The 22,675-nt window shown below is 73.5% G+C and carries 17 protein-coding genes; 6 read left to right on the top strand and 11 right to left on the bottom strand.

The features are described 5' to 3' along the window. Positions 1-8: 8 nt before the first annotated feature. A complete protein-coding gene (locus tag GA0070612_RS20745) occupies positions 9-215 on the top strand; it encodes a hypothetical protein (protein WP_088989422.1) in 207 nt (68 codons plus the stop codon). Positions 216-266: 51 nt separating this feature from the next. On the opposite strand, the gene GA0070612_RS20740 is transcribed toward GA0070612_RS20745, so the two are convergent. Further along, positions 267-719, bottom strand: a complete 453-nt coding sequence (locus GA0070612_RS20740) for a hypothetical protein (RefSeq protein ID WP_157742559.1) — start codon at positions 717-719, stop codon at positions 267-269. A 408-nt stretch (positions 720-1,127) separates the two neighbouring features. Between GA0070612_RS20740 and GA0070612_RS20735 the strand changes: the two genes are divergently transcribed. After that, positions 1,128-1,364 carry an LLM class oxidoreductase gene (locus GA0070612_RS20735; RefSeq protein WP_231924277.1) on the top strand — a complete coding sequence of 79 codons (237 nt, stop codon included), beginning with the start codon at positions 1,128-1,130 and terminating at the stop codon, positions 1,362-1,364. Positions 1,365-1,458: 94 nt separating this feature from the next. Here GA0070612_RS20735 and GA0070612_RS20730 read toward each other — a convergent pair whose 3' ends face one another. The 5 genes from GA0070612_RS20730 to GA0070612_RS20710 form a co-directional block, all read right to left on the bottom strand. Beyond that, complete coding sequence (locus GA0070612_RS20730) at positions 1,459-2,973, bottom strand: right-handed parallel beta-helix repeat-containing protein (protein ID WP_088989420.1); 1,515 nt, start codon at positions 2,971-2,973, stop codon at positions 1,459-1,461. Between the two features lie 173 nt (positions 2,974-3,146). Then, complete coding sequence (locus tag GA0070612_RS20725) at positions 3,147-5,243, bottom strand: APC family permease (protein WP_088989419.1); 2,097 nt, start codon at positions 5,241-5,243, stop codon at positions 3,147-3,149. Between the two features lie 88 nt (positions 5,244-5,331). Then, positions 5,332-5,733 (bottom strand): hypothetical protein, encoded by a 402-nt coding sequence (locus tag GA0070612_RS20720; RefSeq protein WP_088989418.1) that lies wholly within the window; start codon positions 5,731-5,733, stop codon positions 5,332-5,334. Positions 5,734-6,096: 363 nt separating this feature from the next. Beyond that, positions 6,097-6,867, bottom strand: coding sequence for a DUF5995 family protein (locus tag GA0070612_RS20715; RefSeq protein WP_088989417.1), 771 nt, complete (start codon positions 6,865-6,867; stop codon positions 6,097-6,099). 139 nt (positions 6,868-7,006) lie between these two features. Further along, positions 7,007-9,904 carry a helix-turn-helix transcriptional regulator gene (locus GA0070612_RS20710; RefSeq protein WP_088989416.1) on the bottom strand — a complete coding sequence of 966 codons (2,898 nt, stop codon included), beginning with the start codon at positions 9,902-9,904 and terminating at the stop codon, positions 7,007-7,009. A gap of 250 nt (positions 9,905-10,154) precedes the next feature. On the opposite strand from GA0070612_RS20710, the gene GA0070612_RS20705 reads away from it, so the two are divergent. Continuing rightward, positions 10,155-12,218: an adenylate/guanylate cyclase domain-containing protein gene (locus GA0070612_RS20705; protein WP_231924276.1), complete on the top strand. Its 2,064-nt coding sequence runs from the start codon at positions 10,155-10,157 to the stop codon at positions 12,216-12,218. Positions 12,219-12,330: 112 nt separating this feature from the next. Here GA0070612_RS20705 and GA0070612_RS20700 read toward each other — a convergent pair whose 3' ends face one another. Beyond that, positions 12,331-13,146 carry a class I SAM-dependent methyltransferase gene (locus tag GA0070612_RS20700; protein WP_088989414.1) on the bottom strand — a complete coding sequence of 272 codons (816 nt, stop codon included), beginning with the start codon at positions 13,144-13,146 and terminating at the stop codon, positions 12,331-12,333. Between the two features lie 171 nt (positions 13,147-13,317). Here GA0070612_RS20700 and GA0070612_RS20695 point away from each other — a divergent pair, with 171 nt between their 5' ends. Together GA0070612_RS20695 and GA0070612_RS20690 are read left to right on the top strand one after the other, a co-directional pair. Then, positions 13,318-16,608 carry an ATP-binding protein gene (locus tag GA0070612_RS20695; RefSeq protein WP_197699204.1) on the top strand — a complete coding sequence of 1,097 codons (3,291 nt, stop codon included), beginning with the start codon at positions 13,318-13,320 and terminating at the stop codon, positions 16,606-16,608. A gap of 89 nt (positions 16,609-16,697) precedes the next feature. Then, positions 16,698-17,390 (top strand): hemerythrin domain-containing protein, encoded by a 693-nt coding sequence (locus tag GA0070612_RS20690; protein ID WP_088991648.1) that lies wholly within the window; start codon positions 16,698-16,700, stop codon positions 17,388-17,390. A gap of 125 nt (positions 17,391-17,515) precedes the next feature. Here GA0070612_RS20690 and GA0070612_RS20685 read toward each other — a convergent pair whose 3' ends face one another. From GA0070612_RS20685 to GA0070612_RS20670, 4 genes are all read right to left on the bottom strand, one after another. Then, entirely contained in the window at positions 17,516-18,082 is a 567-nt protein-coding gene (locus GA0070612_RS20685) for a dienelactone hydrolase family protein (protein WP_088989413.1), read from the bottom strand. Positions 18,083-18,136: 54 nt separating this feature from the next. Further along, positions 18,137-19,243 (bottom strand): nucleotide disphospho-sugar-binding domain-containing protein, encoded by a 1,107-nt coding sequence (locus GA0070612_RS20680; protein WP_088989412.1) that lies wholly within the window; start codon positions 19,241-19,243, stop codon positions 18,137-18,139. 132 nt (positions 19,244-19,375) lie between these two features. Further along, positions 19,376-20,686, bottom strand: coding sequence for a phenylacetate--CoA ligase PaaK (paaK, locus tag GA0070612_RS20675; protein WP_088989411.1), 1,311 nt, complete (start codon positions 20,684-20,686; stop codon positions 19,376-19,378). Positions 20,687-20,763: 77 nt separating this feature from the next. Continuing rightward, on the bottom strand, positions 20,764-21,213 hold the full coding sequence (locus tag GA0070612_RS20670; RefSeq protein ID WP_088989410.1) for a MarR family winged helix-turn-helix transcriptional regulator: 450 nt from the start codon (positions 21,211-21,213) through the stop codon (positions 20,764-20,766). Positions 21,214-21,349: 136 nt separating this feature from the next. Between GA0070612_RS20670 and GA0070612_RS20665 the strand changes: the two genes are divergently transcribed. Beyond that, positions 21,350-22,570, top strand: a complete 1,221-nt coding sequence (locus GA0070612_RS20665) for an MFS transporter (protein WP_231924275.1) — start codon at positions 21,350-21,352, stop codon at positions 22,568-22,570. The last annotated feature ends 105 nt before the right edge of the window (positions 22,571-22,675 follow it).

Raw genomic sequence — 22,675 nt, 5'->3', positions numbered from 1 at the left:
AGGCAGCGATGCGCGGCACCTCGATACTCGGAGTCATCGTCGTGATCTGGTTGTTGATCGGCGCGGTCGCCGCCGGCCAGCGCGGTTACTACAGCGGCGACGACACCAACTGCGCCGAGGCCGGTACGATCCTGGTCACCATCGTGGCCGGGCCCTTGAACTACATCGGCGCCAACCCGAAGGTCGACTGCAAGCTGCCCGAGCCGTCCAAGTAGGACAGACGCTTTCCGGCCCAGGCCCCGGTGGGGGGCCTGGGCCGGCGTACGTCAGTTGTTGTAGACGACCGAGGCGCAGCGGCCGTTGTGGTCGTCGGGCCTGGAGTAACCCAGGCAGACGAAGACCTCGGTCCAGGTGAACCGGGTGCCCGCGCCGGACTCCCAGTACAGCCGGGTACTTCCCGACGATGAGGTGTCGTCGACGGCGATCGCCCCGCTGTAGCCCTGGTTCCAGTAGACGTACACCCGCGCGGCGAAGCCGTCGCCGTTCTGGTCGGTGACGGTGTTGGTCCGGTTCGTGTCCAGCCACGCGTAGCCGGCGCTGTTGACGCAGAGGGTCGCGGTCGCGGTCGCTCCAGGGCCGCCCTTCGGGCTGGGCACCGAATCGGTGCCGGTAAGGCAGCCCGTCGCGAAGGCCGGCGACGCGCCGGTGAGGGCTGCGCCGCCCCCGAGGACGGCCGCCACGAGGACGGCGGCGGCACGACGGAACACACTGTTGGTCATCCTGACTCCCCTGCTGGCTCTGCCGCGACCGGTACGGCCGCCGACACTGGTCCACCCCTGACCTCGTCCGGCGGGCCATGATCGGAGGTGGCGTCCGGTTCCTGACCGCCCTCGGTCGGATGGCTCCGCCGGACGAGGAGAAGTCTGTTGGCCCCTCGGTGACCGTCGGAAGAGGGGTCTGCTGTTTCGAACAGCCGGCTGGTTGTCCGACCTGGTCACGGGCCAGTTCGGAGATGTTCGGGGGGCCTCGCGGCGGCAGCCCGGAACTGCCCGGCCGCTCCTTCGACAGACGTGGCCGCCACACCCCGTACGGCATCCTAGGAGGCTGGTTTGCGCCCCCGGTGGCGTTTGTCGGTGCCCCGGTCGGGAACCGACCCCGCGTCAGTCAGGCTCACCGGCTGGAAGGTGATGAGCGAGCTGCCGAACCCGGTCAACGTCGACGCGGCCAGCGCGCACGTCGAGGAGAAGCACATCCGTCAACTCTTCGCCGTCGGCCCCGAGCCGGAGCCGCACGTCGCCAAGGTCCGGTCGTACGTCGACGCCGGCTTCGACCACATCGTCCTGCAGAACGCCGGTCCCGACCCGGACGGCTTCCTGGACTTCTTCGCCACCGACCTCTCCGGTCGGCTGCGCGCGGTGGGCTGACCACCGGCGGCACGCGGACACCCGGACGTGCCGAGCCGCCCCGACGGGTCGTCGGGGCGGCCGGCTGCGCGCTCGGGATGGGTGCGCGGTGTCCTCAGCGGAAGCAGTGCGTGATGGGCACCTGGCTGCCCTCGCAGTTGGTGGGCTCGTTCTCCACGACGACGCTCTCGTCGTCGATCTTGACCTGGGCGTGCGAGGCGAAGACCCCGCCCGGCTTCAGCGTCGACGCGTTGTGGGTGATCTTGCTGGTGTAGATCGCCACCGAGCCGGCTGTCGCGTAGATGCCGCCACCCGTGGACGTGGCGCCGACCGCCTCGTTGCGCGTCACGTCACTGCCGCGGACCAGCAGGTTCGCCTTCTCGGCGTAGATGCCGGCGCCCAGGCCGTGCGTGGTGTTGCCGTCGACCACGCTGTCGTCGAGCGGGGTCAGGCCCTTGACGGTCGAGATGCCGCCGCCGTTGACGGTGGACGTGTTGCCACGGATGGTCATCCTGCGCATCACCAGCACCGCGTCGGAGTTCGCGGCACCGCCGCCGACCTGCGCGGTGTTGTTCAACAGTTCGGTGTCGGAGACCTTGGTCCGGGCCGAGAAGCTGGCCAGCCCACCACCCTGCACGGCGCTGTTGTGGGTGAAGGAGACGCTCTCCACCTCGGCCGCGCCCCGGTAGTTGCCGAGCCCGCCGCCGTACGCGTTGGCGCTGTTGCGGTGGAACTCGGAGCGCTTCAGCGTCAGCACGCCACCGTTGAGCAGGCCCCCGCCCTTGCCCGCGGCGCCGGATGCGCTGTTGCCGATGAACGTGGAGTCGGTGACCACCATGTTGCCGTCGTTGAAGATGCCCCCGCCGCCGCCCTCGGGCGACAGCGACGTGCTCTGGGAGACCGTCACCCGCTCCACCACGGCCGTGGCGCCGTGCACCACGTGCACGCTGCCGCCCTCGATCGCCGAGCGGCCGTTGTGCAGCTCCACGTCCCGCAGGGTCAGCTCCCCGCCGTCGCGCACGGTGAAGAACCGGAACGCGGCGGCCTGGGCGTCGCGGGCGATGGTGGCCCCGGCGCCGTCGATGGTGATGGGCTGGTAGATCACCGGCAGGCCGGCGGTGTCGTCGGCCGGGTTGTGCGGGGGCGCCTCGGCGTCGCCGGGGGTCTCCGCGGCGTCGGCGGCCTCCCGGGCGTCGCGGATCCCGCCGTCGTACTGGTCGGTCTCGTGGAACGCCTCGGTGAGGACGTAGCGGCACTTGGGCGCGAGGCGCAGTTCCGCCCCGCCCTCGGCGTTGGCCGTCACCAGCGCGGCCACCAGCTTCGCGGCGTCGCAGGGGACCGACACCACGCCGCGCCTGCCGGTGCCCGGGGTGCTCGGGCGGTCCCGCTCGCCATCGCCCCGCTCGCGGTCCTCGCCGCGCCGGTCGTCGGCCCGCCGGTCGTCGTCGCTACCGGCCGCGGTGAGCCGGCCCAGACCGGGAAGGGCGAGGGCCTGGTCGGCGGCGGCGGCCACGCCTGCTGCTCCGGCCGCTCCCACGACCAGGCTCCCCGCCAGGAAACCGCTGGCCAGGAACCATCGGGACCGCCGCCTGGGTCGGGTCGCGCGATCTCCTCCTGGGTACGTGGACATCAAGAATGCCTACCTTCCTGCCTACTGCCGTGACCGCGCGCCGATCCGGGCGCGGGGCGCTCGACGTACCGCCGACCACCAGACGTCACGATAAGTCCGCAATACGGACAGCAAGGTGTGAACGTGAATAGTGCCCTTATTCATCTTCGGTACCCACCAAACGGGCACGCGGATCAGCCGCCGACGTGGATACCGGGGCGTCGTAGCGGGTCGTGCTCGGTCCGACGGATGATCTCCCGTACCACCGGAGGGGTGTCCCCACGGCCGAGAATGAGATAGCGCGCCAGGTGCGCGATCGGGCTCCCCTCCGACCACTCGAAGTGCGCGTGCGGCCGCACGCCGGTCGCGTCCCGCAGGGCCAGCAGGATCGCGGCGATCGCGTTGGGCGCGGCCGGGCTGCTCGCCCGCAGCACCCGGAAGCCACCCACCTCGATCCCGTGCACCCGCAGCACCTGACTGAACTCCGACGGATCGACCACGTCGATCTCCAGGAACAGCACGTCCGCGGCCCCGGGTACCGGATTCATCCCGCGCTGGGCCCGTTCCTTGACCGTGTACTCCTTCACCGAGCCCTTCTGCCGCTTGTTCGCGATCAGGTGCAGCTGCCCGTCATGGGCCAGCGACTCGGTGATGAACCGGCGGGCCGGTTCGTCGAACTCGATCCGCTCGGCCCGCAGCTCGGTGGTGCGGGTGACCCGGGAGACCAGCGAGACGGCGATGATGCCGAGGATGAACAACGCCGAGATGGTGATCCCGTCCGGCTGCTCGATGACGTTCTCCACCAGCGCGTACAGCAGCACCAGTGTGAGCACCGTGAAGCCGAACGCGCCGACGCGCTGGTGGCGTCGGGCCGCCGCGATGGTCACCGCCACCGCGCCGGAGACCATCATCGCCAGGATGCCCGTGGCGTACGCCCCGGCCTGTGCGTTGACGTCGGCTCGGAAGGCGATCGTGATACCGACGCTGACGACGGTGTAGACGACCACCACCGGGCGCACCGCCCTCGCCCACTCCGGCGCCATGCCGTACGAGGGCAGGTAGCGCGGCACGATGTTGATCAACCCGGCCATCGCCGACGCGCCGGCGAACCAGAGGATGAGCACGCTGCTCACGTCGTAGACGGTGCCGAAGGCCTCGCCCAGGTAGGTGTGCGCCAGGAACGCCAACGCCCGCCCGTTCGCGCCGCCACCCGGCCGGAACTCCTCCTCCGGGATGAGCGCCGTGGTCACGAACGTCGTCGAGATCAGGTACACCGACATGATCAGGGCCGCGGTGGTGAGCAGCCGACGTGTGTTGCGGATCCGGGCGGCCAGGCGGGCCTGCTTGTCCGGCCCGTCGGCCGCCACCAGCGGCATCATGCTGACCCCGGTCTCGAACCCGGACAGCCCCAGCACCAACAGCGGGAAGGCCAACACGGCGGTGAGCAGCACATGACCCGGGCCGCCGCCGGTGGTGGTCACCGCGGCCGTCCAGTCCGACACGATGCCGGGGTCGCCGACGATCCGGGCCACCGCCACCCCGACGATCACCGCGTTGAGCGCCAGGAAGATCGCGACGAGCGGGATGGCGACCACCACCGCCTCGCGGAACCCGAGCAGGAACACCCCGCCGAGGACGAGCAGCAGCACGACGGTGACCACGACCGGCACCAGGGCGCCCTCCGGAGCGTCCGGCAGGTACGGGTTCTCCAACAGGTGCACCGTCGCGTCGGCCGACGAGAGCGTGATCGTGATGATCCAGGAGGTCGCCACGAAGCCGAGCAGCACGAGCACGAAGATCTTGCCCCGCCAGAACGGCAGCAGCCGCTCCAACATCGCCACCGAACCCTGACCGTGCGGGCTGTCGTGGGCCACCCGCCGGTACATCGGCAGCATGCCGAACAGGGTGAGCGCGACGATCAGGAGGGTCGCCAGCGGGGAGAGCGCGCCGGCCGCCACCGCGGCGATGCCCGGAAGGTACGACAGCGTGGAGAAGTAGTCCACCCCGGTCAGGCACATCACCTGCCACCAGGCGTGCCGGCGGTTCTGCCCCTCGCTCGTCTCCGGCCCGGGCGGCTGCACCTGGTGCTGGAAGAGCCACCGGCGCAGCGGGCTGGCCGGTGGCGCCGAACGGGCCGGGGTGGGCACACGTTCGGGCACCACCACCCCGGGCCGGCCGCCCGGGTGCGGGCGGGCCGGGTCACGGGCCGCCCGAAGCGCCGGGTCCGGCCCGGTCGGCGCGTGGCGGCGTCCACCCCAGCGTCGGGCTCGCGCCCGGTGCTCCTCACCCATCGTCAGTCCCCACCCTCAGCGGTCCTGACCCGACGGTAGGCGGTGGCCAGGCGGCCAGCCGGGCGAACCGGGGAGGTGAACGCGCTGCTCAGGACAGGTCCGGCACGGCGAGCAGTCGGGCCAGCGCCGGCGGGTCCGCCACGGTCACCGTCGCCGCCGGGTGCCGTACGCGCCCGCCGGGCACCAGGGCCGGCACCGGCGCGCCGAAGCGCAGACAGATGCCGCCCGCCGTGCTGCTGCCGAAGCTCGCGCCCCGGTCGACCATCGACACGTGCGGGCCGATCACCCGCCACCAGCGGTACGGGCCGCTCAGCTCGACGGCGATCACGTTCGCCCGGGCGGTGCGCAGCCGCCACGGCCCGTACCGGATCATCAGGTCCCGGTCGGTCACGGCGACCCAGGCCGTCGCCGGGCGGACACCCAGCAGCGCCAACACCGGACGGAACACCGGATCGAAGCGGAACGGAAACCGCGTCGCGACGTCGGTCACCGGGCACCCGGCCGGGCGGTGGGTCGGGACACCGGGCCACCCGGGCGAAGGGGCCCGGGCCGCGCGGGCCGGGGTCGGGCGGCGGGCCGCCGCCGGGCCAGGACGGTCATGGCGCGGGCGTACCCGTTCCGCGCCCGCCGACACCCCGCAGATTCCGCACCGTCGACGCCCCCGCCCCACCGCCGGCCGACACCCCCCGGGCCGGCCGACGGTGGCAGACGGTCGACACCCCCCGGGCCGACCGGCTGTACCCCCGGGCCGACCGGACCTCGGCCGACCCCGCGGGGTGGGTGGAGCTGGTGGGACGCGCCCCCGCGCTCCGCCGCCCCCCACGGGGCGGAGCGCGGGGACCCCCCGTCCCGACTACTGCAGGAACGCCCCCAGGGGCGAGAGCAGCAGCCGGCCGAGCGCTGCGGCGTTGTCGTCCAACCGCAGGCGCTCACACTCGCGGGCGTCCGGATCGTGCCGGCACCGCCAGATCTTCTGCGCGTTACGCCAGGCGACATCGCGGGTGTACTCGACCAGTTCCCCCTGGTACCAGTCGTCGATGTCGCCGTTGAGCATGTCGATGAGCAACTGCCACCGCTCCAGATAGCCCCGGCGCAGGCCGGGGATCTTGTCGGCGAAGATGTTGTTGATCTCCAGATAGTCGCGGTGCTGGTCGCTGCCGTCGACCGGCTCCGACTCCAGGTGGTCGAACGTCGTCACCAATGCGAACGGCAGGTCGAAGTTGATGTGCGCGTTCACCCCGGCCGCCGCCGAGGGCAACGGACGGGCGTCCGGCCCCCGCATCCGCTCGAAGAGGCACGACCAGGCCTTCGGGGTGCCCGGGCTGGAGTCGGTCCACAACCGCATCGCGTCGAAGTACCGTGCCGCGAACTCGACGTCGAGCCGGGACAGGAACGCCGGATCGACGAAGCGGTCCTCGTACAGCCCGTCGAGCACGCTGGTGGTGATGGTCAGGTAGAGCCTGTTGAAGTCGGCGAGGGGACAGCTGTCCTCCAGCGGAGGCAGCCGCACCAACAGGTCCTGGAGTTTGGTGAGGTGATCGACCACGGCCGGCACGTCCGCGGGGTGGTCGGCGAGCAGGTCGACGATGTCCCGGTGCACGGGCCCCCAGACCGGTTCGGTCATCTCTCCTCCATCGTGGTCGGCGGCATCCCCCGTGCCGTCGTCGACGCGGCTCAGCCTTCCAGCCCGCACCCGTCCGCCGAATCAGTAGAACGACGTATCCCGGCACGCACAGGCGCGCGCCGGGATACGTGGTGGTCGGTCAGCCCCGAAGGTTGCGCAACTGGATCGCGCTGGCCTGGACGCGGGTACGGACCTGCAACTTGTCGAAGATGTGCGAGACGTGCACGCCGATGGTCCGCTCGCTGATGAACAGCCGCTGCCCGATCTCCTTGTTGGTCAGCCCTTCCGCGACCAGGGCGAGCACTTCCCGCTCCCGGGCGGTGAGCGCGGCCAGCTCGTCGTCGGACGCCGGGGTCGACGCCCCCCGCGTCGCGCCGGTGGGCTCCCGCTCCTCCAGCGACACCCGGGCCCGCCCGGCCAGCTCACGGATCTCCGAGGTCAACGGCACCGCGCCCAACCCCTGCGCCACCTCGTACGCCTCGCGCAACAGCTTGCCCGCGGTCGCCAGCCGACTGCGGCGGGCCAGCAGCGCCTCGGCCTGCCGCAGCCGCGAGTACGCCGCCGGATAGGGGTGGTTCCGCCGGTCCCACTCGGCCACCGACGCCGCCCACAACTCCGGGTCGCTGCCGTCGAGGCGGCTCACCTCGGCGGCGCAGAGCGCCAGGAACCCCTCCACCACCGAGCGCACCGGTCGGGCCGCGCCGGCGCTCTTGCGCGCCATCCGGTCGGCGATATCGCGCAGTCGGCGCACCGCCGTCGGGTCCACCTCCACGCTGCGACTGGCGTGCGCCTCCGCCTCGGCGCGCAGACCGTGCCAGACCAGGGCGGACAGGATCATCACGTCGTCGGAGCGGACCTCGGTGAGGCCACGCTGCACCGCCGCCCGCGCCACGTCGTGCCGGCCCTCCCACATGGCCAGCCCCGAGCGCAGGGTGAGCAGCGGGATGACGTGCCGCGCCCCACCACCGGCGAGCAGGGTCGCGACGGCGTCCAGGTCCCGGCCGGCGGCCTCGATGTCGCCGTAGCCCACCGAGAGCCGGCACCGGGCGAGCAGCAACTCGACGGCGTCCGCACCGGACGGTCGGTGCCGCAGCGCCGCCGCGACCACCTTCTCCGCCTCGGCCCACTGGCCCACCCGGAACAACCCGTTGATGGCGATCGCCAACAGCCGGGTGCCCCAGGTGCGGCCCAGCCCCAGCTCGGCCACCCGCTCGGCGCCCCGGCGGGCCACCACCACACCCTCCTCGAGGATGTTCAGCGGCCCGGTCAGCAACTCCGCCAGGTGCAGGTACGCGCAGGCCACGTCCTCGGGCTGGCCGGCGCGCTCGGCGGTGTCGAGGGCGTCGCGCATGACCGCGAGACCGGCGTCCGGGTCTTCCAGGAAGGCGTCACTGAAGCCCAGCGCCGAGCTGGCCAGCACGACCTCCGTGGCGGACCCCTCCACGTTCTCGGCCAGCGCCAGCGCCTCCCGCGCCCGCTCACCGGCGTCGGCGTACCGGCCCAGGTGCAGCAACAACTCGGCCAGGCGGGCGGCGGCGGCGGCCCGGTCGCGCGGGGAGCAGTCCGCCGCCTTCAGCGCCCGCTGGTACTCCTCCTCGGCCAGCGCCGAGCGACCGGCGGCGGCCAGGTAACGGGCCCGGCGGATGTGCAGCGCGCAGTTCGGTTCGCCGCCCTGGAGCGTGGCCAGCTCCTCCAGCAGGGCCAACGCGCGGGCGTGCTCCCCACAGTGGTGGGCGGCCTCGGCGGCGTTGCCGAGCAGCTCGACCCGGTCCACCGCGAGCGGACGCGAGTCGGCGGCGAGCTGCAACGCCGCCGACCAGTGCCGGTGCGCCTCGGCGTAGCCGCCCAGCCGCTCGGCCTCCTGCGCGGCGGCCACCGCCGCCGGCAACGCGCGCGCCGGGTCACCGGCCAGTCGCCAGTGGTGTGCCAGGCGGGCCTGGTGCAGCTCACCCGGCGCCGAGGTCAGCGCCTCGGCGTAGCGGCGGTGCAGCCCGGACCGCTCGGCCGGCAGCAGCTCGTGCGCCAGCACCTCGGCGACGAGGCGGTGCCGCAGCCGGTAGCCGTCGTCGGCGCCGACCAGCAGCCGGTGCGCCACGGCCGCGCGGGCCGCGTCGATCAGCTCGTCCTCGGGCAACCGCAGCACCTCGGCCAGCAGCCAGTGCTGCACCGGCTCGACGCCGGCGGCCACCGCGTGCACCACCGCGTGCGCGTGCTGCGGCAGCGCGTCGACCCGGTCGAGGAAGATCTCCCGCAGCGTCTCGGACAGGCCGTCGCGGCCGTCGCGGAGGTCGCGGGCCAGCTCCTCGATGACGAACGGGTTGCCGCCGCTGCGCTGCCACACCTGGTCGGCCGCGTCCCCGGACAGGGGTCGGCCGACCACCGCGGCGGCGAGCTCCTCGGTCTCGGTGCGTCCCAGCGGCGCCAGGTCGAGCACCCGCACCGTCCGCAGGCGACGCAGCTCGGTGAGCACCCGGCGCAGTGGGTGCGCGCCCTGCAACGACTCGGCGCGTACCGCTGCCAACACCGAGAGCTGCAGGTCACCCAGACCGGCCAACAGGTAGAGCAGCAGCTGCCGGGTGCTGCGGTCGACCCACTGGAGGTCGTCGAGGATCAACACCAGTGGTCTGCCCTCGGCGATCAGGTGCAGCCCGCGCGAGACCCGCTCCAGCAACGCGCCCGCGCCGTCCGGACCGGCGGTCTCGTCGGCGACCATCTGCAACAGCCCGCGCACCGCCGACGAGCTGCGCGCGCGAGCGGCGGACAGGTCGGCGTCGTAGCGGCGCAGCGCCTGCAACAACGGGTGCAGCGGGGAGGCGTCGCCGATGTCCAGGCAGCTGCCGGTGAGCACCACGGCGCCCTGGTCACGCAACCGGTCACCGATCTCGCCCAGCAACCGGGTCTTGCCCACACCGCTCTCGCCGGTCAGGAAGACGGCGGCGGTCTGCCCGTGCGCCGCGTCACCGAGCAACGCGGACCGGACCGTCCGCACCAGTTCGGCCCGACCCACGAGCGGTGCGGTGTCCACATCGCTGGCCATGGCACGCAGCCTAATCACACGGCCCCGCACCGTTCTATGGCCATCCGTCGCTTGTGGTACTCCTCGCGTCGACTTTGCGACTAAAGGTTGCGGGTGGCCGACATACGTCGTTCTGCAGATCCCCCGTGGGCCCAGGGATGCCAATCTCCGGAGTCATCAGGCAGAAGCGGGAAGAAGGGCCGGTGCGATACCCATGACCAGCAGCATCGTCGTCATCGACCCGCGGCGAACCGGGACCGGACACTGGCCGGTGTCGGAGGAGAGACGCATCGTCACCGTCCTCTTCGCCGACATCGTCGGCTCCACGGGTCTGGTGGACCGACTCGACCCGGAGGACGTCCGCGCCCTGCAACGGGCCTACTTCGACACCGTCGCCGGCGTGCTGCACCGCTGGCAGGGAGTCGTGGAGAAGTACGTCGGCGACGCGGTGATGGCCCTCTTCGGCGCCCGGCACTCGGACGGCTTCGACGCGTACCGGGCGGTGCGCGCCGGGCTCGAGATCCAGGCCGCGCTGGACCGTCGGCCGATGGTCGGCGACATCAGGCTGCGCGTCCGCGTCGGTGTCGCCACCGGTGAGGTCGTGGTCGACCTGGGCGGCGCCGTCAGGGGCGGGCACGGCGTGGCCAGCGGCGCGGTGATCACCACGGCGGCCCGCCTCCAGGAGTACGCGGAGCCCGGCTCGGTGGCGCTCTGCGCGGCCACCGCACGGGCCACCGCGGGCCTGATCAACCAGCGTCAGCTGGCGGCGGTGCCGGTCGCCGGACGGGTGCCTCCGATGCCCGTCTGGCACGCCGTCGGCCTGGTACGCCCCGGCACCGCCTGCCACGACGGCCCGCTGATCGGCCGTCGCCGCGAACTGGCCACCATCCGCGACCAGGTGAGCGGGGCCATCCGCGAGCGCAGCCCGAGGTGGCTGTCGGTGGTGGGTCCGACCGGCAGTGGCCGCAGCCGACTGCTGCACGAGTTGACCCGGGGACTGACCACGGTGGACGGGGTGTCGGTGCGGTGGTGTGTGGCGACCTGCCAGCCGTACCCCGATCAGGTCCTGGCCCCGGCCGCCGACCTGCTCCGCGGCCTCGCGGGCGTGCGGCACGGCGACGGCCCGGCGGTGGTCCACGACCGACTGGTCGCCACCCTGACGTCGCTGTTCCCGCCGGAGCGCGTCGCGGCGGCGATCCCGGCCCTGCAGCGGTTCCTCACCACACCGGACAGCTCGTCGGCGGCGCTCGCGGGGGCGGCGATCTGCCGGGACGTCCTGTTGCGCCTGGCCGCCGACCAGCCGCTGGTCGTCGCCGTGGACGACGTGGACCGGGCGGCGCCCGCGATGAGCCGTTTCCTGCACGCGTTGTTCGGCGCGGCGACGGCGCGCGGGTTGCCGCTCGCCCTGATCACGGTGCACCAACCGCAGTGGGCCGACACCCGGCCGAGCCCGGCGCGACGGATGACGATCGGGCCACTCGCCACGGTGGAGTCCGGTCGACTGCTGCGCCACCTGCTCAGCCGGGCCGGGCAACCGGTGGCGCTGGCCGAGAGGTTGCTGCCGCTGGTGGGGGGTCGCCCCGGGCACGCGGCGGCGTACGTCGCGTCGCTGGTGGACGGCGCCGACCCGGCGGCGCTCCCCCTGCCCGAGGCGCTACGCCGGGTCGCCGGGGCGGAGCTGGACCACCTCGACGGCGAGCGACGGGCCGTGCTGATGGCCGCCGGCACCCTCGGCGGTGTGATCTCCGGCGCGGCCGTCGACCGGGCCCTCGGCTGGACGCCCGGCCGGTCCGCGCCCGCGCTCCGAAAGATGGTCGCCGCCGGGCTCCTGCTCCCCCACCGCGGTGGCGGGTACACGTTCGCCGCGCCCGCGCTGCGTCAGGTCGCCGCCGAGCGCCTGCCCCGCGCGTTGCGGGCCGTCTTCGGCCGCCGCGTCGCCGCCGTCGTGGGCACCGACACCGTCCACCCGGACGTCGTGCTCTCCGACGTCGACCGCGCCTGCGCCGACCCGGCAGGCGCCGGACGTGCCGGGCTCAGCGGCACCGCCGTACGGCGTGCCGACGTCGTACCCCGCGCCGAGGTCGTGTCCCTCGATGCCGTTCGTCGCCGAAGCGGCGTGCCGTCGACCCGAGGGTCCACGACGCCGACTTCTGCCGGCGGGCATCGGACGGCCGGTGCGGACCGGGCCGCGGCGGCGATCCGCGTCGCACCTGCGGTGCCGGGGCCAACCGAACACACCGCGCCTGCCGACGTCGGGAGACCACCCGGGGTGGTGCGCGCCCTGCCACGCCCTCCGGTGACCCGCTGGCTGGACGGACTGGCCGCCTCGGCCTGAGGCTCCGCCTCCCGGTCGTCGGCAGCGGTCGTCGGCAACGTCGCCGGCAGCCGAGCGCCTCGACACGCCGGGCGCCCTCCCGGCTGAGCCGCCACGGTCGGGCCGGGCGGCGCTAGGGCACGGTAGCCGAGGCCAGCAGCGCCGCCGTGGGCAGCGCGAGCAGACCGTCCGCGTCCCGGTAGGGAGCAGTCACCTCGTCGTACGCGGCCCGGATGCGGGCCAGCACATCCGGAGGTTGGGCAACCAGCACCAGACCGGGCTTGCTGATGCCGTTGGCCGGGCCGTTCCACCACGCCTCGGGGTCGGTGCGGTGCGCCCAGGTGATCGTCTCGCACCGCACGTCGGCGAGACCGGCAGCGTCGAGCAACCCGCCAAGGCCATCCGGGGTACGCGGGAAGTCCCGGTCCGCGTCCACCGTCGGCGCGCTCGGACGGCCGACCCCGGCGGCGTCGAAGACCTCTCCCCACAGGCTCTGCGCCTCGGGCGGAGGGTCGGGCCAGATGGTCACCGCGATCCGACCGGCGGGCCGGACGACCCGGCGCAGCTCGTCGACCGCCGCGCGCGGATCACCCACGTGGTTGATCACGAAGTTCGCCACGGCTGCGTCGAAGGATCCGGAGGTGAACGGGAGGCGGGGCAGGGCCGCGAGTCGTACCTCCTCGGCCGACGGGACACGGCGGCGCGTCAACTCCACCATGCTGGGTTCGGCGTCGACGGCGACGACGACCGCGCCACGCGCGCTCGCCGACCCGGCCACGGTCCCGGAACCGGTGCCGACGTCGAGCACGCGGGTGCCCGCGCCGACGTGCGCGGCGTCCAACAACGAGGACGCCGGGTGGGCGCAGAGCGCGGCGAGGCTGCGGTCGTACGCGGCAGCCCGCCCGGACCAGTGCGACCGCACGTACTCGTCGTAGGCAGTCGTCGTCATCGCCCCACCCCGTCGACGGAGATCATGATGTCGGCGTCAGGATATCGAAGGAGGCACGTTCCGGACGCCCCGCGCACCGACTCGCCACCGGGCGGGCCCGGGTGAGCTGGGCGTCGGTTGTCCACCGGCAGCCGGTGAGCCCGCACACCGGCGACTAGGATCGGCCCAGTCATGCTGCTACGGGTGCTCGGGCCGCTCGAGGTCGAGGTCGACACCGGCGGACCGGTCGACCTCGGTGGCCCCCGCCAACGCGCCGTGCTCGCGCTGCTGTTGGCGGCCCGAGGCGAGGTCGTCTCCGTCGGTCGGATGATCGAGGATCTGTGGCGGGGTGACCCACCGCCACGGGCGATCGCCTCTCTCCAGGCGTACGTCTCGCACCTGCGCCGCCTGTTGGAACCGGCCCGCGAACGGCGGGCGCCGGCGCGGGTCCTGGTCACCGCCCCACCCGGCTACGCGATCCGGGTGTCCACCGACGCCGTCGACGCCGGTCGGTTCGAGGCGCTGCTCGCCGACGCGCGCGCTGTCAACGCCGCCGACCCGGGCCGGGCACGCCGGCTGTTGGGCACCGGACTCGACCTGTGGCGCGGCCCCGCGTACGCCGAGTTCGTGGAGGAGGCGTGGGCGCAGCCGGAGGTGCTGCGGTTGGAGGAGTTGCGCCTCGCCGCCCGGGAGCTGCTGCTCGACGCGACAGTGCGCGGTGGCGACGCGGCCGAGGCGGTGCCGGAGGCGGAGGCGCTGACCCGGCAGGCGCCGCTGCGGGAGGAGAGTTGGCGGCTGCTCGCGCTGGCGTTGTGGCGTACCGGCCGGCAGGGCGACGCCCTCGCGGCGCTGCGTCGGGCCCGGGCGACGCTGGCCGACCAGCTCGGTCTGGATCCGGGCCCGGCCCTGGTCGAGCTGGAGTCCGCGATCCTGGGCCAGCGCCTCGACCTGCTCCCGCCGGTGGTCGCGACGGCCGCACGGATCGTCGCACCGCCACCGCCGACCGAGGAGGTGTTCGTCGGACGGGAGGCCGAACTGGCGGCTCTCGGGCAGGCGGCCGCCGAGTGCGTGACCAGCGGGCCGCGGGTCGCGATCGTCAGCGGCGAGGCCGGCGCGGGCAAGACGACGGTGCTCAGCCGGTTCCGGGACGAACTCAGCTCACGCGGCTGGCTGGTCGCCGTCGGTCGCTGTCCGGAGGTCGAGGGCGCGCCGCCGGCCTGGCCGTGGGTCGAGGCGCTGCGGCAGCTCGCCGAGGAGGCGCCGCCGGAGGGTTTCGCGTCGGCGCTCGCCCCGCTGCTCGGCGGCGGCGACGGCGGGTCGGGTGGTGACGTCGCCGCCGGTCGGTTCCGGTTGCACCACGCCGTCGGCGCGTGGTTGGACGCGACAGCGCTCCGCCGGCCGGTGGCTGTCGTCCTCGACGACCTGCACGCCGCCGACGCCGAGACGCTGCTCCTGCTGAACAGCGTCACCGAGCTGACCACCGGCACCGTGCTGTTCGTCGCGGCGATGCGGCCCACGGACAACCGCGAGCGGCTCGCGGACACGATGGCCGTCCTGGCCCGCCGGTCACCGCACCGGATCCAGTTGGGGGGCCTGAGCACGGCCGAGGTCGAACGGCTGCTCGGCGTGCTGGCCCGGACCACCCTCGACTCGGACACCGTCGCCGCGCTGACCGAACGCACCGGCGGGAACCCGTTCTACGTCCGGGAGTCGGCGCGGCTGCTCGCCGCCGAGGGCACGCTCGTCGCCACCTCCGACGTGCCGGAGGGGGTACGCGACGTGTTGCGCCGCCGACTCGCCCGCCTGCCGTCGTCCGCGGTCTCGGTGCTGCGTCTCGCCGCCACGCTGGGGCGGGAGGCGGACCTACCGACACTTGTCGACGCCGCCGACGTCGACGAGGCGTCCACCCTCGAAGCCGTGGAGGTCGGACTGACCGCCGGCCTGCTCACCGAACCGGCCCCCGGGCGGGTGCGCTTCGTGCACGGCCTGGTCCGCGACACCATCTACACCGACCTGTCCCAGCTACGCCGGACCCGCCTGCACGCCCGGGTCGCGGACGCCACCCGCCGACTGGCACCCGCTGACTACCCGTCGCTGGCCTACCACTACGCCCGCGCCGCGTCGGCCGACACCGCTCCACTCGCCGTCGACTACGCCATCCGCGCCGCGGAGCTGGCCGAGCGGCGGTACGCGTACGACACCGCCATCGAGGTGCTCGGCAACGCGCTCGACGCCGCCGCGACGGTCGCCGGGGACCGCGACGCGCTGCGGGTCGACCTGCTCGGCCGGTTGTTACGTGCCCAGGCTCGCGCCGGTGCGGTGGCCGCCGCCCGGGCGACCCGCGCCCGGGCGATCGACGTCGCCGCCGCGTCCGGTCGGGACGATCTGCTGGTCGCGGCGTTCACCGCGTGGACCGTCCCGACACCGTGGTTGACGCACGCGTACGGCGTGGTGGACCACCGGGTCGTGGAGCTGCTGACCCGGCTCCTGCGTACCGACGATCTGGAACCGGTCGCCCGCTGCCGACTGCTCGACGCGCTGGCCACCGAGTTGGACGGCGAGGCGGACCCTCGGGGCGCGGCGTCCGGGCGGGAGGCTCTGGCGTTGTCGCGGCGACTGGGCGATCCCGAACTGCGCGCCCTCGGGCTGGCCGCGCGGATCCGCACCATGAGCTACGAACGCGACGCCACGCACCGCCGGGAACTGGCCCTGCACCTGCGTGACCTCGCCGACGACCACGGGTTGGTCACCTATCGGTCGGTCGCCGAACAGGTGCTCGGCCACTGCGCCGCCGCGCTCAACGAGCCGGACGAGCTTCGTGCCAGTGTCGCCCGACACGGCTGGCTGGCCGGGACGTACCAGCTCCACGAGGCGCAGGTGATCCACCTGTGTGCCCTGGGCGCCCTCGCCCACGTCGCCGGTGACTTCGTCGCCGCGCGGCGACACTACGACGAGGTCGCCGTGCAGATGCGGCGGCAGGGTTCGCTGCACGCCGAGGCATTCCACTACTTCTCCGTGGCGACCCTCCTGATCAGCCAGGGACGCATCGGCGAGCATGTGGAGGCCACCCGGCGGGTCCGCGAGTCGTTGGGGCCGATCGTGGACGACCTGCTGGCACTGGCGCTGATCGGGAGCGGGCGGGTGGACGAGGCGCGGGCCATGCCGCTCGGGAGGCACACCTACCGCCCCGACTACTTCGAGTCGGCGCTGCTCAGCGTACGCGGAATGGTCATCGTGGCACTGGGCCGACGGGACCTGGCCCCACCGGTGATCGACGCCCTGCTGCCGGTACGCGACCAACTGGCCGGTTTCGCCACCACCGCCGCCGTGCTGCGCCCGGTCGCGTTGACGCTCGGGGAACTGTTTCAGCTGCTGGGACGCGGCGAGGAGGCGACGCGGCACTTCACGCTGGCGGCCGGGGTGGCCCGCCGGTGGGAGTCGCCGCACTGGCTGGCCGCGGCCACGGCGGCGCTGGCCGGCTGACCGTCGCGGTTGGTGGATTCCAAGCCGGTTCCAAGTGGCACCAAGAATGATCAACAGATCTGTGCCAGTTGATCCTCGGAAAGGTCACCGTGAACCAGAACCACCGCGAAGCCATGGCGGACGTGCGCGACATGTACATGGCCCACACGACGTTCCGTCGCGAGTTCACCCTGCTGCCGCAGCTCGTCCGCGACGTCACACCGGGTGACGCCAAGCGAGCGGAGACCGTCGGCGCCCACGCCGAGCTGCTCTGCCACATGCTGCACCTGCACCACGAGGGCGAGGATCTGCTGCTGTGGCCACGGCTCGTCGAGCGCGGCGGGGAGGCGGCCGCGGCCATCGTGCCCACCATGGAGAAGCAACACCACGCCATCGAGGAGGCCCACGGGGCAGTGGTCGCCCTGTTGCCCGCCTGGCGTCGTACCGGTCGCGGCGGTGAGCAGCTCGCGGACGCGTTCGAGCACCTCCGCGTCGCGCTGATCGAGCACATGGCCGTGGAGGAGGCCGAGATCCTGCCCCTGGCGGAACGGCACGTCACGGCCGCGGAGTGGATGCAGCTCGGCGAGCACGGCATGAGCAAGTCCCCGAAGAAGCAGCTGCCGCTGGCCTTCGGCCTGGCCATGTACGAGGGCGACCCCGAGGTGATCAAGGCGGTGCTGGCGCACGCCCCGCTGCCGGCTCGGCTGCTCATGCCGATCATCGGACCCCGACTGTTCGCCAGTCACGCCAAGCGGGTGCACGGCACCGCCACTCCCCCGCGCATCGGCGCCGGGGCCCGCTGAGCGAGATCGACAACCGGCCAGGGCCGGTAGGGGGACGTGCCGAGGTGGACCGTGCCGGAGGCGGCACGGTCCTACCCGGGGGTGACGCGGCCGCGGTGGGGGCAGCGCGGTCGCGGTGGGGCTGGTCAGGGGGTGGCCAGGAACTCCAGCACGCGCGGCCAGGTCGCCGCGCTGGCGTCCGGGGAGTACCCATCGGCTTCCGGGTCGGTGAACAGGTGACCCACGCCGGGGTAACGGAAGACCGTCAGGTCGACGCCGGCGTCGGTCATCGCCTGCTGCCACTCGGCGACCTCGTCCGGGGTGTCGTACGGGTCGGGGTCGGCGAGGTGCAGCTGCACCGGCAACCCGGGCCGGACCGCGTCCGGCGCGCCGCCGGTGCCGTGCAGCAGGAGCAGCCCGCCCGCGTCGGGTCGCTCGGCCAGCAGCGCCCCGGCCACGCCGGCGCCCATCGAGAAGCCGGCGAGAACCGTCTCGGGTGGCAGGTCGTCGAGCGCGTTCCGGGCCCGGTCGAGCACCACCTCCTGACCGACCTTGTCGAGCAGCGCGAAGCCCTCCTCGACGGTGTCGGCGGCCGGTACGCCGTACAGGTCGGGGGTGCTGACCTGGTGCCCGGCGGCGCGCAACCGGTCGGCGGCGGCGCGGACGGCGGGCCGCAGCCCGTACACGGAGTGGAACAGCACGACGTGTCTCATCACGTCATCCTGCCGCAACCGGCCGCGTACCCGCGGTGGCCACGCGGGCAGCGGTCAGACCACCGCCGCCAGCCGCGCGACGAGGTCGGCCGGCGGCGGCATCGCGGCGATCTCCCGGCTGACCTGACCGGCGGCGGCGCGCAGGGCCTCGTCGCTGAGCAGGCGGGTCAGCGCCTGCGCGGTGATGTCCCGGGGGCGCAGCGACAGACCGGCGCCGCGGCGGGCGACCAGCTCGGCGTTGTGCCGCCGGTCCCCTGGACCGATGGTGGCGAGCTGGGGCAGACCTGCGGCGAGGGCGCCGAAGACGCTGCCCGCCCCACCGTGGTGGACCAGCGCGGCGCTGGCCGGCAGCGCCGCGTCGAGCGGGATCCAGTCGACCACCCGCACGTTGCCGGGCAGCGAACGCGCCGACCGCTCGTCCGGTCGGACCAGCACGATCTCGGCGTCGACCTCGGCGGCGGCGGCCACCACGGCGGGCATCGGCCCCCGGTCGCCGGGGCCGGTCAGGGTGCTGCGGGTGACCAGGATCCGCTGTCGCTCGCCCGGCTCGCGCAGCCAGGCCGGCAGCTCGCCGCCGCCGACGTAGGAGTCGTACCGCATCGGCCAACCGGCCTGGGTGGCGACGCTGGGAGGGGCCACGGCGAGGGCGGCGGCCGGTGGCGGCAGGTCGGTCAGACCGTGTCGGCGCAGAGCGGCGCCGAGCCGGGCGGTGGTCGCGCGGACCAGGTCGCGGCCGTCGAAGAGGGCGTTCTCCTGGCGTACGGCCGGCACGTCGAGGCGCGCGGCGGCCACCGCGCCGGCGACCGCGAACGGTTCGTGCAGCACCAGGTCCGGCTGCCAGCGGGCGGCCAGGGCGACCACCGGGTCGGTGAGCTGGTCGTTGAGCGCGCCGAAGAGCAGGCCGGCGCCCCGGGTGCCGGCGGTGCCGGCCATTTCGGCGCGGGCGATCAGCGGGTGGCGGGGGAAGACGCGCAGCGCGATCCGGCCGAAGTCGAAGCCCGGTGCGATGTCGTGGACGGCCAGCCCGGCGTCGGCGGCGGTCAGTCCGCCGCCGCCGGTGGCCAGCAGCACGTCGTGGCCGGCGTCGCGCAGCGCGACCGCGAGCGGCACCAGTGGGAAGACGTGCCCGACGAGCGGGGCGGACACCACCAGCACACGCATGGGCCGCATCCTATGTCTCCACCGACGTCGGGGCGGGCCCCCAAAACCCCGGGCCGGGCGGACCAGAGCACCCGCCCCAGGTCCGGGGCAGCTCTACAGGGGACAGCACCGGCCCACCGGGGTGGCCAGCGGTCAGCGGGCCGCCGGTCGTTGGTCGACGATGCGGCGCATCTTGCCCATCGACCGCTCCACCGCGTCCGGGGCGAGGACGTCGACGGCAACGCTCACCCCGATGGTGTTCTTCACCAGCTCGGCGAGGGTCGCGCCGGCCCGCTCGGCCGCGTCCGCGGCGACCTCCGCCCGCCGCTCCACCCGCACGGTCAGGGTGTCCAACCGACCCTGCCGATCGAGTACGCACTGGAAGTGCGGCGACAGGTGCGGGGTCCGCAGGATCAGCTCCTCGATCTGGGTGGGGAAGATGTTCACGCCGCGCACGATCATCATGTCGTCCGTGCGGCCGGTGATCTTCTCGATCCGGCGCATCGGGCGGGCGGTGCCGGGCAGCAGCCGGGTCAGGTCGCGGGTGCGGTAGCGCACGACCGGCATCGCCTCCTTGGTCAGCGAGGTCAGCACCAGCTCACCCCGTTCACCGTCGGGCAGCACCGCACCGGTGACCGGGTCGATGATCTCCGGGTAGAAGTGGTCCTCCCAGACGTGCAGCCCGTCCTTGGTCTCGACGCACTCGGTGGCCACGCCGGGACCCATCACCTCGGAGAGCCCATAGATGTCCACCGCGTGGATGTCCAGTCGTTGCTCCATCTCCCGGCGCATGTCCTCGGTCCACGGCTCCGCGCCGAAGATCCCCACCCGCAGCGAGGTGGCGCGCGGGTCGAGACCCTGGCGCTGCATCTCGTCGGCGATGGCGAGCATGTAGCTGGGCGTGACCATGATGACCTCGGGTTCGAAGTCGCGGATCAGCATGACCTGCCGCTCGGTCATGCCACCGGAGACCGGGATGACGGTGCAGCCCAGTTCCTCGGCGCCGTAATGCGCGCCCAGCCCGCCGGTGAAGAGCCCGTAGCCGTACGCGACGTGCACCCGGTCGCCGGGGCGGCCGCCGGAGGCCCGGATCGACCGGGCCATCAGTCGCGCCCAGGTGCGCAGGTCGTCGCGGGTGTAGCCGACCACTGTGGGCCGGCCGGTGGTGCCGGAGGAGGCGTGCAGTCGGGAGACCCGTTCCCGGGGTACGGCGAACATGCCGAACGGGTAGTTGTCCCGCAGCTCCGCCTTGCCGGTGAACGGGAAGCGGGCCAGGTCGTCGAGGTCACGACAGTCGTCGGGGTGCACCCCGGCCGCCTCGAACGCCCGGCGGTAGTGCGGCACGTTGTCGTACGCGTGCCGCAGCGACCAGCGCAGCCGTTCGCGTTGCAGGGCGCGCAGCTCGTCGAGGCCGGCGCACTCGATCGGCTCCAGCTCCTCCGGACGGGGGGTGCGGTCCTGCATCGCGTGCCTCCTTGGTGCCGCGGTCCCGGTGGGGCTGCGGGTACCGTACGCCCGCCGTCGCGAGGCTGCCGCGGCGGTCAGCGGGCGGCGGGCAGCCGGTGCAGGGCGTCGACCAGCGGGGCCAGCTCGGGGGTGGCCTCCGCCTCGGCGAGCGCGTCGCCGAGCACCCGGTCGTGGGTGGGCCGGGCCCGGCCGAGCAGCTCGGAGCCGGCCGGGGTCAGCTCGGTGTAGATGCCGCGCCGGTCGTCGGCGCAGAGGATGCGGGTGAGCAGACCGCGTTGCTCCAGGCGGGTGACCAGGCGGGTGGTGGCGCTGCCGGACAGCGCGGCGGCGCGGGCGAGCTGACTCATCCGCATGTGCCAACCGTGCTGACGCGAGAGCGCGTCGAGGACCGTGTATTCGACGACGGACAGCTCGTGACCGGCCTGCAACGCCCGCTCCAGGGAGGCCTCGATCAGCCCGTGCAGGGCGGCGAGGGTGCGCCAACCCTGCGCGCGGATCTCGACGGCGTCGTCGGCGATGCCCATGCCGGCCCTCCTCGGGTGTGATCTGGACGGCCCCAGGCTATCACGCTTGCGCCGATATAAAGCGCATGCAAGTATTTCGTTGCTGACGCGTGTAGTTGCACGCGCCGTACATCTGACCCCTCCCGATGGGAAGACCATGTCCGTACGCCCACAGTCCCTGCCACCCGGCCTGATCGCGCTGGCCGTCGGCGCCTTCGGCATCGGGCTCACCGAATTCGTGATCATGGGCCTGCTGCCCGAGGTGGCCGCCGACTTCGCGGTCACCGAGCCGGTGGCCGGCTGGCTGATCTCCGGCTACGCGCTCAGCGTGGCCGTCGGCGGGGTCGCCCTCACCGCGGCGGTCACCCGACTGCCCCGCAAGCCGGTGCTACTCGGCCTGATGGTGCTCTTCATCATCGGCAACCTGCTCTCCGCCGTCGCCGGCGACTACGCCGTGATGATGGCCGGCCGGATCGTCGCCGCCCTCTGCCACGGCGCGTTCTTCGGCATCGGCGCCGTGGTGGCCGCCGGCCTGGTCGCACCGGCCCGCCGGGCGGGCGCCATCGCCATGATGTTCGCCGGCCTGACCATCGCGAACGTCCTCGGCGTTCCCTTCGGCACCTTCCTGGGGCAGCACTTCGGCTGGCGGTCGACGTTCTGGGCGATCACCGCGATCGGCGTCGTCGCGCTGGTCGGGCTGGCCCTGCTCATCCCGGGTCGCGACACCGCCAGCGCCGACCGTCCGGCCGCCGGACTCCGTGGTGAGCTGCGCGCCTTCACCCACTCGCAGGTCTGGCTCTCCCTGGTGATCACGGTCCTGGGCTTCGGCGGCATGTTCGGCGCGTTCACCTACATCGCCTACACGCTGACCGAGGTCAGCGGCTTCGCCAGCAGCACGGTGCCGTGGCTGCTCGTCCTCTTCGGAGTGGGACTCTTCGCCGGCAACCTGCTCGGCGGCCGGGCCGCCGACCGGTCCCTGTCGCGCACCCTGGTCACCGTCCTGGCGGTGCTCACCCTCGTGCTCGCCGGTTTCGCACTGACCGCGACCAGCCCGGTGCTGACCATCGTCTCGCTGGTGCTGATGGGCGGGTTCGGCTTCGCCACGGTGCCGCCGTTGCAGATGCGGATCATGCACTACGCGCAGCAGGCACCGACGCTGGCGTCCGGCGCGAACATCGCCGCGTTCAACCTCGGCAACGCGCTGGGTGCCTGGATCGGCGGGGTGACCATCGCCGCCGGGCTCGGCTACACCTCGCCGATCTGGGCCGGCGCCGCGCTCACACTGGCCGGGCTGGTCGTCCTCCTCGGAGCGCTGCGCCTGGCTCGCCGCGGCGAGCCGGCGCGCACCGAAGCGGACCTGGTCGACACGGCGGCCTGAGCCGCCGACAGGAGTACGCCGGGCCGGGCGGATGCCCGACCCGGCGTCACCCTGATCATCGCCCCGCCATCTTCTCGCAACTGCAAGTTATGTGCAACAAGGTCT

Origin of the sequence: Micromonospora chokoriensis (assembly GCF_900091505.1) — a bacterium.
Taxonomy (GTDB): Bacteria; Actinomycetota; Actinomycetes; order Mycobacteriales; family Micromonosporaceae; genus Micromonospora; species Micromonospora chokoriensis.
This window is presented reverse-complemented; position numbering and strand designations above follow the sequence as displayed.

What these genes read in the sequence shown, in the direction of transcription:
- GA0070612_RS20745 (WP_088989422.1), top strand. Translation starts at nt 9, where the DNA reads ATGCGCGGCACCTCGATACTCGGAGTCATCGTCGTGATCTGGTTGTTG.
- GA0070612_RS20740 (WP_157742559.1), bottom strand. Translation starts at nt 719, where the DNA reads ATGACCAACAGTGTGTTCCGTCGTGCCGCCGCCGTCCTCGTGGCGGCC.
- GA0070612_RS20735 (WP_231924277.1), top strand. Translation starts at nt 1,128, where the DNA reads ATGAGCGAGCTGCCGAACCCGGTCAACGTCGACGCGGCCAGCGCGCAC.
- GA0070612_RS20730 (WP_088989420.1), bottom strand. Translation starts at nt 2,973, where the DNA reads ATGTCCACGTACCCAGGAGGAGATCGCGCGACCCGACCCAGGCGGCGG.
- GA0070612_RS20725 (WP_088989419.1), bottom strand. Translation starts at nt 5,243, where the DNA reads ATGGGTGAGGAGCACCGGGCGCGAGCCCGACGCTGGGGTGGACGCCGC.
- GA0070612_RS20715 (WP_088989417.1), bottom strand. Translation starts at nt 6,867, where the DNA reads ATGACCGAACCGGTCTGGGGGCCCGTGCACCGGGACATCGTCGACCTG.
- GA0070612_RS20710 (WP_088989416.1), bottom strand. Translation starts at nt 9,904, where the DNA reads ATGGCCAGCGATGTGGACACCGCACCGCTCGTGGGTCGGGCCGAACTG.
- GA0070612_RS20700 (WP_088989414.1), bottom strand. Translation starts at nt 13,146, where the DNA reads ATGACGACGACTGCCTACGACGAGTACGTGCGGTCGCACTGGTCCGGG.
- GA0070612_RS20695 (WP_197699204.1), top strand. Translation starts at nt 13,318, where the DNA reads ATGCTGCTACGGGTGCTCGGGCCGCTCGAGGTCGAGGTCGACACCGGC.
- GA0070612_RS20685 (WP_088989413.1), bottom strand. Translation starts at nt 18,082, where the DNA reads ATGAGACACGTCGTGCTGTTCCACTCCGTGTACGGGCTGCGGCCCGCC.
- GA0070612_RS20680 (WP_088989412.1), bottom strand. Translation starts at nt 19,243, where the DNA reads ATGCGTGTGCTGGTGGTGTCCGCCCCGCTCGTCGGGCACGTCTTCCCA.
- paaK (WP_088989411.1), bottom strand. Translation starts at nt 20,686, where the DNA reads ATGCAGGACCGCACCCCCCGTCCGGAGGAGCTGGAGCCGATCGAGTGC.
- GA0070612_RS20670 (WP_088989410.1), bottom strand. Translation starts at nt 21,213, where the DNA reads ATGGGCATCGCCGACGACGCCGTCGAGATCCGCGCGCAGGGTTGGCGC.
- GA0070612_RS20665 (WP_231924275.1), top strand. Translation starts at nt 21,350, where the DNA reads ATGTCCGTACGCCCACAGTCCCTGCCACCCGGCCTGATCGCGCTGGCC.